Source organism: Prosthecobacter sp. (assembly GCF_049294395.1).
In the GTDB taxonomy this organism is placed as follows: domain Bacteria; phylum Verrucomicrobiota; class Verrucomicrobiia; order Verrucomicrobiales; family Verrucomicrobiaceae; genus Prosthecobacter.
This window is the reverse complement of sequence record NZ_JBAQCR010000310.1, coordinates 1-13,346: the sequence shown is the minus strand read 5'-3', so window position 1 is coordinate 13,346 and position 13,346 is coordinate 1. Positions and strand designations below refer to the sequence as shown.

At 60.7% G+C, this 13,346-nt stretch carries 11 protein-coding genes; 6 read left to right on the top strand and 5 right to left on the bottom strand.

Annotated elements, in window-relative coordinates:
- Nucleotides 1-61: 61 nt before the first annotated feature.
- Together WAW39_RS20555 and WAW39_RS20550 are read left to right on the top strand one after the other, a co-directional pair.
- Nucleotides 62-787, top strand: coding sequence for an RNA polymerase sigma factor (locus WAW39_RS20555; protein ID WP_422321036.1), 726 nt, complete (start codon nucleotides 62-64; stop codon nucleotides 785-787).
- A 63-nt stretch (nucleotides 788-850) separates the two neighbouring features.
- Nucleotides 851-3,883 (top strand): protein kinase domain-containing protein, encoded by a 3,033-nt coding sequence (locus WAW39_RS20550; RefSeq protein ID WP_422321035.1) that lies wholly within the window; start codon nucleotides 851-853, stop codon nucleotides 3,881-3,883.
- Here WAW39_RS20550 and galT read toward each other — a convergent pair.
- Together galT and metK are read right to left on the bottom strand one after the other, a co-directional pair.
- Nucleotides 3,880-4,875, bottom strand: coding sequence for a galactose-1-phosphate uridylyltransferase (gene galT / locus WAW39_RS20545; RefSeq protein ID WP_422321034.1), 996 nt, complete (start codon nucleotides 4,873-4,875; stop codon nucleotides 3,880-3,882). The two genes, WAW39_RS20550 and galT, sit on opposite strands and share 4 nt — an antisense overlap.
- Nucleotides 4,876-4,999: 124 nt before the next feature.
- Nucleotides 5,000-6,220 carry a methionine adenosyltransferase gene (gene metK / locus WAW39_RS20540; RefSeq protein WP_422321033.1) on the bottom strand — a complete coding sequence of 407 codons (1,221 nt, stop codon included), beginning with the start codon at nucleotides 6,218-6,220 and terminating at the stop codon, nucleotides 5,000-5,002.
- A 294-nt stretch (nucleotides 6,221-6,514) separates the two neighbouring features.
- On the opposite strand from metK, the gene WAW39_RS20535 reads away from it, so the two are divergent.
- From WAW39_RS20535 to WAW39_RS20520, 4 genes are read left to right on the top strand one after another with little or no spacing between them, the layout of a single operon-like run.
- A complete protein-coding gene (locus WAW39_RS20535) occupies nucleotides 6,515-7,858 on the top strand; it encodes a sulfatase-like hydrolase/transferase (RefSeq protein WP_422321032.1) in 1,344 nt (447 codons plus the stop codon).
- 58 nt (nucleotides 7,859-7,916) lie between these two features.
- Nucleotides 7,917-8,801, top strand: coding sequence for an ATP phosphoribosyltransferase (gene hisG, locus WAW39_RS20530; protein WP_397380217.1), 885 nt, complete (start codon nucleotides 7,917-7,919; stop codon nucleotides 8,799-8,801).
- A gap of 31 nt (nucleotides 8,802-8,832) precedes the next feature.
- A complete protein-coding gene (locus WAW39_RS20525) occupies nucleotides 8,833-8,937 on the top strand; it encodes an AURKAIP1/COX24 domain-containing protein (RefSeq protein ID WP_133796641.1) in 105 nt (34 codons plus the stop codon).
- Nucleotides 8,938-8,954: 17 nt separating this feature from the next.
- Nucleotides 8,955-10,790 (top strand): tetratricopeptide repeat protein, encoded by a 1,836-nt coding sequence (locus WAW39_RS20520; protein WP_422321031.1) that lies wholly within the window; start codon nucleotides 8,955-8,957, stop codon nucleotides 10,788-10,790.
- 6 nt (nucleotides 10,791-10,796) lie between these two features.
- Here the strand turns inward: WAW39_RS20520 and WAW39_RS20515 are convergent, their stop codons facing one another.
- The 3 genes from WAW39_RS20515 to WAW39_RS20505 all read right to left on the bottom strand — a co-directional run bounded on the left by WAW39_RS20515 (nucleotide 10,797) and on the right by WAW39_RS20505 (nucleotide 13,105).
- Nucleotides 10,797-12,071 (bottom strand): MFS transporter, encoded by a 1,275-nt coding sequence (locus WAW39_RS20515; RefSeq protein ID WP_422321030.1) that lies wholly within the window; start codon nucleotides 12,069-12,071, stop codon nucleotides 10,797-10,799.
- 67 nt (nucleotides 12,072-12,138) lie between these two features.
- Nucleotides 12,139-12,279 carry a hypothetical protein gene (locus tag WAW39_RS20510; RefSeq protein WP_422321029.1) on the bottom strand — a complete coding sequence of 47 codons (141 nt, stop codon included), beginning with the start codon at nucleotides 12,277-12,279 and terminating at the stop codon, nucleotides 12,139-12,141.
- A 4-nt stretch (nucleotides 12,280-12,283) separates the two neighbouring features.
- Nucleotides 12,284-13,105, bottom strand: a complete 822-nt coding sequence (locus WAW39_RS20505; protein ID WP_422321028.1) for a TIGR00282 family metallophosphoesterase — start codon at nucleotides 13,103-13,105, stop codon at nucleotides 12,284-12,286.
- Between the last annotated feature and the right edge of the window lie 241 nt (nucleotides 13,106-13,346).

The window sequence follows — 13,346 nt, the reverse complement described above, 5'->3', positions numbered from 1 at the left end:
AAAATGACGAATGGTCAGTGAACGGCTTGTGCTGCCCGTGTCCGGCGTGGTATGAATCAGCATGAACGACTCCATCGCTCCCGGCGCACGTGAGTTTCACACCACCCGCTGGAGCCTCGTACTCGCCGCCCAGCAGGGTGGGGATGACACGCAGATGCACCGGGCTATGTCCGCCCTCTGCCAGGACTACTGGTACCCGCTGTATGCCTTTGTACGCAGGCGCGGCCATGCACCGCATGATGCCCAGGACCTGACCCAGGCCTTTTTCCTTTCGCTCCTGGAAACACATGCCGCCGCCGATCCGGCACGCGGAAAATTTCGCTCCTACCTCCTCGGCGCCTTGAAAAACTTCCTCGCCAATGACTGGCATCGCGGACAGACGCAGAAGCGTGGCGGCGGACAACGGCTGGTGGAATGGGACGCTCTGGATGCCGAGGCCCGCTACGCCTTGGAGCCTGCGGAGCAGTCCGATGCCGAGACGCTCTACGACCGCCGCTGGGCTATGGAGCTGCTGGCTCGCGCGGTGGAAAAACTTCGCGCCGAATTTGCCGCCAAGGGTGAAGCCGAAACCTTTGAGGTGCTCAAAGGCACACTCAGCGGCGCAGGTCCGGATCGCGAGCAGATCGCGCAACAGCTCGGCATGAGCGAAGGCGCGCTGAAGGTCGCCATTCATCGCCTGCGCCAAAGCTATCGTGAGGTGCTGCGCGCAGAAATCGCAGAGACGGTGGATTCACCTGAGGAGGTCGATGCCGAGATGCGGCATCTGGTGGCGGTGCTGCGGAGTTGAAGTTTTTTGTAACTCCCCGGCCCCAAGCTTTCAGGAAGTCAGTGAACCCGCCATTCCCCCACCATGACTCCTGCCCAAACCTGCCCTCAATGCGGCGCCTCCATGCCTGCCGATGCCCCCGCATCCCTCTGCCCTGCGTGCCTGCTCAGCAGCGCATTGCCCACAGATCCAGGAGCGACCATGCTCATCGCCCAGCCGAAGCCGCATGCACTGCCTCAGATTGGCGAAGTCTTTGGCGGCTACCGCATCGAGCGTGAGCTTGGTCGCGGTGGCATGGGCGCGGTCTATGCCGCAGAGCAGTTGTCCAGCGGACGCCGCGTGGCCTTGAAAGTCCTGAGCCATCAGCTCGATTCACCAGACGCTCGCGCTCGCTTCCTGCGCGAAGGACGCCTCGCCGCTTCGATCAATCACCCCAACAGCGTCTATGTCTTCGGCACGGAGGAGATCGATGACACGCCGGTCATTGCCATGGAGCTCATCGCGGGCGGCACCTTGCAGGATCGCATTCAGCGCTATGGCCCCCTGCCCGTCGGTGCCGCCGTGGACGCCGTGCTGCAGATCATCGCAGGTCTGGAGGCCGCGCATTCCGTCGGCATCCTGCACCGCGACATCAAACCAGCGAACTGCTTCGAGGACATGGACGGCACCGTGAAGATCGGCGACTTCGGCCTCTCGATCTCCACCGCAGGCCGGGGCGATTCCATGCAAACGATGGACGGCACCTTTCTCGGCACCCCGGCGTTTTGCTCGCCGGAGCAACTGCGCGGCGAGGAGCTGAACGTGCGCTCAGACATGTATTCGGTAGGCGTGACTTTGTTCTACCTCCTCACCGGACGCACACCCTTCGAAGGCAGAAACATGGTGCAGCAACTGGCCAACTCACTGGAAAAAGCCGCGCCGTCCCCGCTGCAATACCGGCCGGACATGCCCCAGGGGCTCGCTCGCATCGTGTTGCGCTGCTTGAACAAGCAGGCCACCGAGCGCTTTGGCAGCTACCAAGAATTGCAGCAGGCACTGCTGCCCTATGCCTCCATCGCCCCCACACCGGCCACGCTGGGGCTGCGCTTTGCCGCAGCAGCTATCGATCATTTCATCCTGAGCGCGGCAAGTTTTGTCGTCCCGCTGTTCTTTGTGGATTCACCGATGGATGTGCTCAACCCCAAGATCATCCGCTCCTGGGGCTTCTTCTGGCTCACTCTGGGCATGTTCGTGGCGCGGCATTTGTATTTCGGCATCAGCGAAGGCGTCTGGGGCGCATCCATCGGCAAGGCGCTTGTGGGCCTGCGTGTGGCCAGGCTGAACCGCAGCGCACCCGGCATTCCGCGCGCGCTCATACGCTCCGTTTTGCTGCAGGCCCTCGTCATTGTGGAAATCTTCCGCTACAGCACGATGGATGTCACTCAGATCACGGCTTGGAGTTATGCGTGGATCGTCATTCAGATCCTGTTTTTCCTTCTGTTCTTCGTCACAGCTCGTCGTCAAAACGGCTTCGCTGGACTCCACGATCTATGGACCGGCACACGGGTGATTCAGAAGTCGGCGTATCAGCCGCGTGTCGCCATGGCGCAAACCGAGGACACTGTCCCAGCAACGGACGGCATGCGGAAGATCGGCCCGTTTCATGTCATCGCCACTCTGTCTGCTACCGGCACTGAAGAGGTGCTGCTCGGCTATGACACCCGTTTGCTGCGCAAGGTCTGGATTCGCCAGACGCCTTCCGGCTCACCACCAGTGTCACAGGTGCAGCGCAACATCGCCCGCCCGGGCCGCCTTCGCTGGCTTCAAGGCGAGCGCGGCGAAAGTGAATCCTGGGACGCCTACGAAGCCGCAAGCGGCACCCCCTTGACGAGCATTGTCGCTCAACGCCAGCCCTGGCGTGTCGTGCGGCACTGGCTCCACGATCTCGCGGCTGAACTGTGCGCCGCCCTGCATACAGCATCACGGCCAGATACGCTCACGCTGGATCGTGTCTGGATCACCTCGGAGGGCCGGGCAAAGCTTCTCGACTTTCCCGCCCCCGGCAGCGTCATCGTTGCCAGCGAAGGTGCAGTGACCCCACAGATCTTTCTGAACCAAGTCGCCATCGCCGCTCTTCAAGGGCGCATGGTGGCTTTGCAGGAAGCCACGGCACTCAACATGCCGGTGCCACTGCCCATCCAGGCCCGCCAGACGCTGCTCAGCCTGAAGAGCACCACGGATCTTCACGGCAGCGTTGTGCAGCTTCGCGCATTGACGCAGCTGCCTGCGGAAGTTTCGCGCTGGCGGCGTTTCGCGCTTCTCATTGGCACGGTCGCTCCATCGTTGTTCCTGACGGTCTTCATGGCGCTCGGCATGTCATTCTACAAAGGATGGGCCGCCAAAAACCCAGCCTTCTCCGCGATACGTGGCTGCATGATGTCCTACGAGGACATGCTCAAAAACAAGCAGCAGCCAGGACTGGAAAACATTCCGGTGCCCGTGGCCAGAGCCGCCATGGAAACCTACATTGCCGGCACTTACGGCCCCATCGTGCGTGATCCGCAGCAGTGGGATTCCCCCATCGGACGCAGCATCCTGCCTCCTCCAGTGCGCGCCAGTGTGGAAAAAATCGTTCATGGCCACCCACCGCCCACACCAGAGGATCTTCAAAAGGCCAAAGCCCTGTTGCAACCTTTGCTGGACACCCATGTCGCAGAGCGAACAAAGGAACTGGGCTTTGCTGGCAAACACCAAACGATGGACTTCGTCACCGCTTCCGTGCTCGGTGTGTACCTTCTTGTCACCGCCATTTTGAGCCTGTTCTGCGCATTCGCTTTTCGCGGCGGCCTGATGATGCGCATCCTCAGCATCGCAGTGGTCAGAGATGACGGCACTGATGCCACCCGCCTGCGCATGCTGTGGCGCAGCCTCATCGCCTGGTCACCCATCCTGCTGCTGCCAGTGGTGATCATGTTCGACGCTCCACTGATGCAGATGGCCGGTGATCAAGACGTGATCCGAATCATTGGCTTGATCGCCATGGCCGTTCTGTCCCTGGCTCTCGTCCTCGCCGCCATCGCCACACGTGGCCGCGGTTTGCATGACCGTCTTGCACACACCTGGCTGGTGCCCCGCTAGAGCACGATGCCGCGCACACGCTCGGCGCAGCGCTCGGGCCTCATGCTGTTGATGTAGGTGCCGCTGCCGAGTTCAAAGCCCGCAAGCTGGGAGATGCGTGCAACGATGGAGATGTACCAGTGAAAGCAGCCGGACACTTCTCCCACGGGCGCGGAACGAATCGTAAAGTTATAGTCCGGCGCACCTGCAGCTGCCTTGAGTCGGCGCAGCAGGCGGCTCAGCAGTCCCGCCAGTTCCTCGATGTCCGCATCGCTGATCTCATCAAACGCCGCCTGATGCATGCGCGGAAAAACCCACGTGTGATAGGGCGACAGTGCCGCATAGGGCATGAAGGCCACAAACGCCTCACCGGCCTCGATGATGCGCTCCTCCGCCAGCAGCTCCTCGTGCAGCACCGTGCAATACAAGCACCCGCCCTCCAGTTCGTGAAAACGCCTCGCCTCCTGCAACCGCATGCACACCTGCGAGGACAGCACCGGTGCCGCCGTGATCTGCGAATGCGAATGCTCCAGGGAGCTGCCCGCGCGCTGCCCCTGGTTTTTGAAAATAACGATGCTCTCCACCATCGGACGGCTGCGCAGCGCCTGATAGCGTTCCCGATACATGCGCAGCACCATCACCAAATGCGCCGCATCCATCTCTCCGAGGTCAAGATCATGCCGTGGATGCTCCACCACCACCTCATGCACCCCGGAGGCGGACATGGAGCGAAACGTCCCATGCTTCTTCCGCTGCACATCCAGCTTGGCATCAAAGACAGAATATTTATTGGGCACCACACGCACCAGCCAGGAACCATCCGGGGCTGCCACGCGGGCGATTTCCGCAGGAGTCTGCGCTTCATTGCCGGTGCAGAAAGGGCAGTCGTCACGGTGCGGCGGCCGCGTGAGATGCGACGCTGCCTGCGGATGAAAATCATCCGGCCTCAGCGCCCGCTCCGGAGCCATGACAACCCAGTCAAGCGTGATGGGATTGAAACGCATTTCAGACATGGGCAAGGGAGAGGTTGGATTTGCTCTAACGAGCAGCCTCCACTTAGCTGGCAGAAAAAAGCCGCGCAAGTTTCCCTGCGCGGCTTTGTCTTTATTGATGCTTGGGCAAAGGCCTGATGTCAGCTTACTTCGCTGCCTTCTTGAGAGCGTCGGCCTTGTTGGTCAGTTCCCAGGTAAGATCTGGATCGTCGATCTTGCCGAAGTGACCGTAGTTGGTGCTCTTCGAATAGATCGGACGCAGCAGGTTGAGCTGCTTCACGATGTCGGCTGGCTTGAAGGAGAAGACCTTCAGCACTGCAGCAAGGATCTTCTCGTCACCGATGGTGCCGGTGCCAAAGGTGTCGATGTGCACGCTCACAGGCTCCGGATGGCCGATGGCGTAGGCGAACTGAACTTCGCACTTGGAGGCGAGACCGGAGGCCACCACGTTCTTGGCAACCCAGCGGCCCATGTAGGCGGCGCTGCGGTCCACTTTGGACGGGTCTTTGCCGGAGAAGGCACCACCGCCGTGACGGCCCATGCCGCCGTAGCTGTCCACAATGATCTTGCGTCCGGTCAGGCCGCTGTCGCCCTGAGGGCCACCGACGACGAATTTGCCGGTCGGATTGATGAGATACTCAGTTTCCTTCGTGAGCATGTCCTTCGGCAGCACCTTCTTGATGACCTGCTCGATGCAGAACTTCTCGATCTCGGCGTGGCTCACATCCGCAGCGTGCTGCGTGGAGATCACGACGTTCACGATGCGCGTTGGCTTGCCATCCACGTATTCGACGGACACCTGGCTCTTCGCGTCAGGGCGCAGCCACTTGGCCAGCTTGCCAGCCTTGCGGATGCGTGTCAGCTCACGGCCAAGGCGGTGAGCATACATGATCGGCGCAGGCATCAGCTCTGGCGTGTCGTCACAGGCAAAACCAAACATGATGCCCTGGTCGCCAGCGCCCTGCTCGCCGTGCTTCTTGCCTTCGGCTTCAGCGGCGTCCACACCCTGCGCGATGTCCGGGCTCTGGATGGTGAGGTAGTTGTTGATGAAAAGCTTGTCGGCGTGGAACACGTCATCGTCATTGGTGTAGCCAATGCCGCGCACGGCGTCACGGATGACTTTGCCGACGTTGATGACTTCGTCGATCGGCTTGGTGGTGCCGTTCTTCTTGTTCTGCAGCTTCGGGATGGTGATCTCACCACCGACGACGACCACGTTGCTCTTGGCAAAGGTCTCGCAGGCGACGCGGCTCTTCGGGTCGATCGCAAGGCATGCGTCGAGGATGGCGTCAGAAATGGTGTCGCAAACTTTGTCAGGATGGCCTTCGCCGACGGACTCGGACGAGAAGATGTAGCTACGGGACATGATGGTGGTCGTATGGGTTATATGGACGAATCATGATTTGATGATGCGTCCTGTGGAAGCCGGGAGAGTATTCCCCAAAACGTGGGCGTCAATGTGGATTTATAGCCTCAACGGCTCACAGCAATGGAGTCAGACAAATCCATGCGCAGCACACAGCTGTCCGATTTCTATCGTGTTGGAGAGAGACGGCACACCCTGCTGCCCATGGCGGCATGTACTGCGGTAGTGCATTTTGAGTAGTGTCAGGAGTGAATGACCAGATAAGGGCCCATCCGCCCAAACGTTTTGGCCCCTATGCGCCTCCTCTTGCTCGCTTTGTTTCCCTGTTTCCTCAGCGCCGCTCTCCCGGGTCCCGCCATTCCCTTCGAGAATCCCAACATCCTGCTCATTGTCGTGGATGACATGGGCTGGGGCGATGTCTCCTGCTATGGCGGACAGGTTCCAACGCCGAACATGGACCGGCTGGCCAAGGAAGGAATGCAGTTCCGGCAGTTCTATGTGGCGTCCCCCATCTGCTCCGCATCGCGCTGCGGTATGATCACGGGGCAGTATCCTGCGCGGTGGCGGATCACGAGCTACCTGCAAACCAAGGCGGGCAACCGTGAATGTGAGCAGGCGGATTTTCTCGATCCGCAGGCGCCTTCCCTGCCACGCGTCTTCCAAAAATTCGGCTACGCCACCGCCCACATCGGCAAATGGCACCTTGGCGGTGGCCGCGATGTGACCGACGCCCCCAAATTCGCCGCCTATGGCTACGATGTGGGCCTCGGAACCTATGAAAGCCCGGAGCCCGCCGCAGCACTCGGCTTGAAAACAACTCCCTGGGAAACCAAGCGCGAACCCCAGCAGGTGCCGCGGCACGAACGCACCCGCTGGATGGTGGACGAAACGCTGAAGTTCATGCAGCAGCACTCAACCCAGCCGTGCTTCGTGAATCTGTGGCTCGATGACGTCCACACCCCCTACCGCCCTAGCGAGGGAAAGGATGATCGCCCTCTCCCGGCGAAATACCGCGACGTGCTCGTCGAAACAGATCGCCAGATTGGCCGTCTCATTGACTCACTGCCCTCGAACACCCTCATCCTCCTCTGCGGTGACAACGGCCCCGAGCCCACGCTGGAGCACACCCGCACCAAGGGCCTGCGTGGCATGAAATGGAGCCTCTACGAAGGCGGCATCCGCACCCCGCTCATCGTGCGCTGGCCCGGCACCGTGCCGGCAGGCGCAGTGAATGACACCACGGTCCTCAGCAGCGTCGATTTCATGCCCACCCTCTGCGCCTTGGCTCAGATCAAAGCTCCCGCAGCCGATCAAGATGGCGAAGACATGAATACCGCCCTGCGCGGGGAAAAAATCGTGCGCCCCAAGCCTCTCCTCTGGGAATACGGTCGCAAACCCGGCGAGGCAGGCAAAGTCAAAACCGGCTTCCCCTACCCCAAAGAGCCAGATTCCAAATCTCCCAACGTCGCCATCCGCGACGGAGAATGGAAGCTCCTCGTCAACGCAGACGGCACCCAAACCGAACTCTACCACCTCGGCAAAGATCCCAACGAAACTACAAACCTCGTCGAGATAGAAAAAGACACCGCCGAACGCCTGAAAAAGGCCGCTTTGGACTGGCGGAAGGCGTTGCCGTGAAATTTCCCCTCGCCAGCCGAAAAAATGCCACTAGGATGCGCGCCCCCTTCCCCCGACCATGTCCGAACCCAAGAATATCCTCCGCCTGGGACTGCCCAAAGGCAGCCTGCAGGAGCCGACGCTTGAATTATTCAAGCGCGCTGGGTTCAACATTGTCGTCTCCTCCCGCTCCTACCGCCCTTCGGTGGATGACTCCGAGCTGGAGCTCCGCCTGCTGCGCGCCCAGGAGATCGGCCGCTATGTCGATCACGGCTTCCTGGACTGCGGCATCACCGGCCGCGACTGGATCGTGGAAAACAACGCGGATGTCGAAGTCATCACCGACTTGCGCTACAGCAAGGCCACTTCCTGGCCCACCCGCTGGGTGCTCGTCGTGCCGGATGACTCCCCCGTTCAGTCCGTCAAGGACCTCCAGGGCAAGCGCATCGCCACCGAAGCGGTCGAGATGACCAAGAAATACCTCGCCAAACACGGTGTCGAAGCCGAGGTCGAATTTAGCTGGGGCGCCACCGAAGTGAAGGTGCCCGAAATGGTGGATGCCATCGTGGACATCACCGAAACCGGCTCGTCCCTGCGCGCGAACAAGCTGCGCATCGTGGACACGCTGATGGAAAGCTACCCCCAATTTGTCTCCAGCAAACCTGCCGCCCGTGATGAATGGAAACGGCAGAAGATGGAGACTCTCGTGCTGCTGCTCAAAGGTGCGCTCGAGGCCCGCCACAAGGTCGGTCTCAAAATGAACGTGCCCGCGAAACAGCTGCAGGAGGTGGTCGCATGCCTGCCGTCTCAGCGCTCGCCCACCGTTTCAACGCTCGCCAGCCAGGATTGGGTGGCCGTGGAAACGGTCATCGACGAAGCCACCGTGCGGGTCATCATCCCACGGCTGAAGTCGCTGGGGGCCGAGGGTATTGTGGAATACCCTCTAAATAAAGTCGTCCACTAGATCAACGCCAACACAACAGGAGAACACGAACATGGGATCGCTCAAAAAGCGGAGAAAAACGAAGATCAACAAGCACAAGCGCAAGAAGCGCATGCGCGCGAACCGTCACAAGAAGCGTTTGCGCTACAAGTCGTAACCGCTAGCCTTCCCGGCATGGCTCCTCTCCGCAGTGCGATTCGATTTCATCGAGACGCAGGAAGCTTTGTCATGCCCGGGTACGGCTCGGTTGGCAGGGCTCTGCGGCCCTGTCTCACGATGGGTCTTGCCGCCTTCTTTGGCTCCCTCCTCTCAGGTTACGCTGCAACACCAGCGGACCTGTCCTTGGGAGCCAGAGCGGCAGACACATCAGACCTGCAACTATCTCCAGCATCTGCCTCCAGGGCAGATGTCTTGGCGCATTACACTGCCGCTCTCCAGTTCGAAGCCTCCGGGAAACTGAGGCAGGCGCTGGATCATTATCTGGCCGTTTTCAAAGCTGACCCCGGCAACTCGGATCTGGCAGCGCATACCGCCGGGATTGCCATGCAGTTCCAAGGCCGCGATGCTGCCATCAAAATCCTCGAGGATGCCGTGCGTGCCAGCCCTCGCACTCCCGCGCCGCTGCTCAATCTCGCGCGCTTCGCCAGCACCTACCCGCCGGAGGACCTGTTCGTCAAAGACGACGTCCCATCCAAGGCCGTGGCCGAAGCCCTGGCCAAGTTTCCCGCTCACGCCGAGGTCTACGAGACGGCCGTCATGCTGCACCTCACCCACAACGAGCGTGACAAGGCCATCGCCGTCATGACTCAGGCCGCCAATCAGAACAGCCGCGATCCACAGTACTGGCTGGCCACCGGACACACCGCCGAACGCGTCTGGCCGCTCGGTCAGGCCGAGTTCGCCACGGAGTACCGCCAGCGCGTCGCCCCGTTTTTTGAGAACGCCCTCAAAACGGCCACCAAAGCCGAAGCCGAGCAGGTCACCCTCGAAGTCGCCCGTCAGTATCTCCTGACCAACGATCCCGAGCGTGCCCGGCAGCTCTGTGAAAAACTGGCGGCCGAATACAACAATCTCGACGCCCGCAAACTGCTCTACCGTCTCTACGTTGCCTCCGAACAAAAAGAAAAGGCGCTCACCACTCTGGAGCAAGTCGTCAAACAAGCACCGGAGGACGCCGAAATGCAGCGCCTCCTGGCCAGTGAGTACGACAAACTCAAGCAACCTGAAAAGGCCATCGCCCACCTTCAAGCCGCCATTCAAAACGGCGGCGGCGAGATCGGCGACTACGTCAAACTCGGCTGGGAGCTCTACCAGACACAGAAGTTCGATGACATGGTGCGTGTCGGCCAGCGCAGCGTGCGCCTGTTTCCCGATCATCCCCTCGTGCACTACCAGCTCGCGATCGCCCATCGCGCCCGTGAAGAATGGGGCCCGTCGGTGCAGCACTTCGCCGAAGCCGAGCAGTTCGCCAGCTCCACTCAGAACGAACTGCTGGACCACCTGTTCTACTATCAGTACGGCATCACACTCGAACGCCTCGCTCGCTACGAGGACGCCTCACGCATGCTGGAAAAATCCATCACGCTGACTCCGCGCGAAGAAGCCAAGGCCGCCGCCAACACCATGAACTTCCTCGGCTACATGTGGCTGGATGTCGGCACACATCTCGACAAAGCGGGCGAACTCATCACCAAGGCCAACGAACTGCTGCCCGACCAGCCCGCATACATCGACAGCCTCGGCTGGTTCCACTACAAGAAGGGCAACTACCCCGGCGCTCTCAAGGAATTTCAGCGCGCCGAAGCCCTCATGCAGCCCGTCACCCCGGAAGATGCCGAGATCCTCGAACACATCGGCCTCACCCATCAGGCCCTCGGAGACAAAACCAAAGCCCTCAGCTACCTCGAACGCGCCGAGTCCCTCAAGACCCCCGATTTAAAAGCCCGCAAGCGCATCGAAAACGAGCTGCTGAAAATCAAAGGCGGCAAATCGGACACCGAAAAGAAGTAGCGCCCGCTACTCCTCCAGCCGCTCATCACTGTCGATGAACATCCAGCACAGTGCCGCAAGTAGGTAGGTGGCTGCAGCGACATACATCACCTTGTCCCAGCTTTGGTTCGTCAGGTTCATCAGCCACGGCACCGCCACGCCACCGAGCGCGCCGCCGAGATTGCCGATCATGTTCATGCTGCCTGAGACCGATCCTGCAAGCTTCCCGCCCACCTCCATGCACGCGCCCCAGGCCCCTGGCATGGACAGATCATTGAAGAAGCCCGAGAAGCCCAGCGCCAGCATCGCATACGTGGGATTGTTCAGGGTCGTGGCCAGGATGATCATCCCGCCCGCCGCCAGCATGCCCATCACGCCGATCGTGCGCCGCGCCCGGCTCAAACTGTCTGACTTGGCCGACATCCTACGCGCCACCACACCGCCGATGAAGCAGCCGATGCCGCCCAGAAACAGCGGCAGACCATTCAAGATCGAAGTCCACGTATCCTGCATGTCCATCTTCAGCTCCTTCTCCATGAACTTCGGCAGCCAGGTAATGTAGAAGTACCACACATAGCTGATGCAGAAGTAATACACCCACAGCAGCAGCACCGACTTGGTCGTGAACAACCTTTCCCAAGGAATCGATGCGTGCCCGCCGCTCAGATTTTTTTGCGCTTCCTCCAGCAGTTCACATTCCGCCGCATTCACTCCCTTGTGGTCCTTCGGGTTGTCCCTGAACCACACATAAAAACAGATCGCCCAGACCACGCCCAGACCGGCAAAGAGCACAAACGTATTTCGCCAGCTGATATAGCCCAGCACCCACACCACCAGCAGCGGCGTGAAGGCACCACCCCAGCGCGCCGCCATCCATGTGATGCCTTGCGCCACGCCGTGCTCACGCTGCGGCAGCCACACACTGAACATCTTCGCGATGTTCGGAAACCCGCCCGCCTCACCAGCGCCAAACAAAAACCGGCACACAATCATCGACGCCAGATTCCACGCGTAACCCGTCGCCGCCGTGAACACGCTCCAGAACATCACCACTCGCAGCAGCACCCGCCGCGGTCCCCATTTGTCACCCAGCCATCCACCTGGGATCTCAAAGAGCGCATACGCCAGTGTGAATGCAGAGAACACATAGCCCATCTGCGTGTCATCAAATCCCAGATCCTGCTGGATGAACGGCCGCGCCTTCGAAATGCACACCCGGTCGATGTAATGAATGATGCCGAGCATCACGGCGAAAACGATCACGCCATAGCGCGTGCGGGTGGGACGAAGGGTCGATTCCATGGACGGGTTGGGAAAGCGCGCATGCTGCCACGCGGCCTGACTCAACGTCAACTCCTCAAACATTCCATCACGGCTCTCCCACGGTAGGATTCTCCACCACAATCGCGCTCGCCTTCACCGCCCGCGTCAGCACTTCCCTCCGCTGCTTGCCGCTGGGCACCAGCTCATGAGTCATGCCTTTGTATCGCGCCTGCTCCAATCCCGACATGGCTTCACTCATGCCACGTCCGCGCCACCCGCTCAATACTGAGCGCCTTCCCCGTGGCAGGATCAATCGTGATCAGCACCCCATTCACCCGCACAGCGCCGCTTCCCACGCCAAAGCGCGTGGGCATCATCGTGTGGAAGCGTTCCAGCACCGGCTCGATCTGGCTGCCGATCACGCTGTCCATCGGGCCGCACATGCCGGCATCGCTTTGAAAGGCGGTGCCCTTCGGCAGCACACGCTCGTCAGCCGTCGGCACATGGGTGTGCGTGCCGACAACGGCTGAAACTTTGCCATCCAAATGCCAGCCCATCGCCACTTTCTCGCTCGTGGCCTCGGCATGGAAGTCCACAAAGATCACCGGCGTTTCTTCGCGCAGCTTTTCCACAAGAGCGGCGATGGCCGGGAAAGGATTGTCGAGCTGCTGGTTCATGAAGGTCCGCCCCTGCAGGTTCACCACGGCTACTTTGCACTTCTTCGATTCCAGCACCACAAAGCCGCTGCCAGGTGTGCCTTCCGGGTAGTTCATCGGCCGCAGCATGCGCGGCTCATCGGCCAGATACGGCACGATCTCCCGCTGGTCCCAGATGTGATCTCCGCTGGTCACCACGGCGGCCCCGGCTCGCATGAGGCTGATGGCGATCTTCGGCGTGATGCCCCGCCCCCCCGCTGAGTTTTCACCATTCACCACGATGAAGTCGAGCTTCAGCTCCTCCTTGAGCACAGGCAGCAGCAGCCCGACCGCCTTGCGCCCCGGTTCACCCACCACATCGCCCAAAAAGAGAAGGCGAAAGAGTCCATCCGCACCGTCAGCCGTGTTGTCATTCATCGTGGCGCTACTTAGTAGATGATGAAGCCGGGGATCAAGTCTAGGATGCACTTTATGATGATGAAACGAATGCTGTGTGGCTGCGCGCTGCCGGTCATGCTCGCGTCCGTAATGGTGACGCCGGGCAGGGCCCAGACGATTGTGCCCGCACCCACCCCGGCGGCCCCTTTGACGCCCACTCAGGTGACACCCGGCCCCGCGCCAGCAGCGCCTCCCCCTGCCTCCTCGAGTCCAGCCACAC

Bases quoted from the DNA above. Each gene is read 5' to 3' on its own strand.
- WAW39_RS20555 (WP_422321036.1), top strand. From the start codon at position 62: ATGAACGACTCCATCGCTCCCGGCGCACGTGAGTTTCACACCACCCGC.
- WAW39_RS20550 (WP_422321035.1), top strand. From the start codon at position 851: ATGACTCCTGCCCAAACCTGCCCTCAATGCGGCGCCTCCATGCCTGCC.
- galT (WP_422321034.1), bottom strand. From the start codon at position 4,875: ATGTCTGAAATGCGTTTCAATCCCATCACGCTTGACTGGGTTGTCATG.
- metK (WP_422321033.1), bottom strand. From the start codon at position 6,220: ATGTCCCGTAGCTACATCTTCTCGTCCGAGTCCGTCGGCGAAGGCCAT.
- WAW39_RS20535 (WP_422321032.1), top strand. From the start codon at position 6,515: ATGCGCCTCCTCTTGCTCGCTTTGTTTCCCTGTTTCCTCAGCGCCGCT.
- hisG (WP_397380217.1), top strand. From the start codon at position 7,917: ATGTCCGAACCCAAGAATATCCTCCGCCTGGGACTGCCCAAAGGCAGC.
- WAW39_RS20525 (WP_133796641.1), top strand. From the start codon at position 8,833: ATGGGATCGCTCAAAAAGCGGAGAAAAACGAAGATCAACAAGCACAAG.
- WAW39_RS20520 (WP_422321031.1), top strand. From the start codon at position 8,955: ATGGCTCCTCTCCGCAGTGCGATTCGATTTCATCGAGACGCAGGAAGC.
- WAW39_RS20515 (WP_422321030.1), bottom strand. From the start codon at position 12,071: ATGGAATCGACCCTTCGTCCCACCCGCACGCGCTATGGCGTGATCGTT.
- WAW39_RS20510 (WP_422321029.1), bottom strand. From the start codon at position 12,279: ATGTCGGGATTGGAGCAGGCGCGATACAAAGGCATGACTCATGAGCTG.
- WAW39_RS20505 (WP_422321028.1), bottom strand. From the start codon at position 13,105: ATGAATGACAACACGGCTGACGGTGCGGATGGACTCTTTCGCCTTCTC.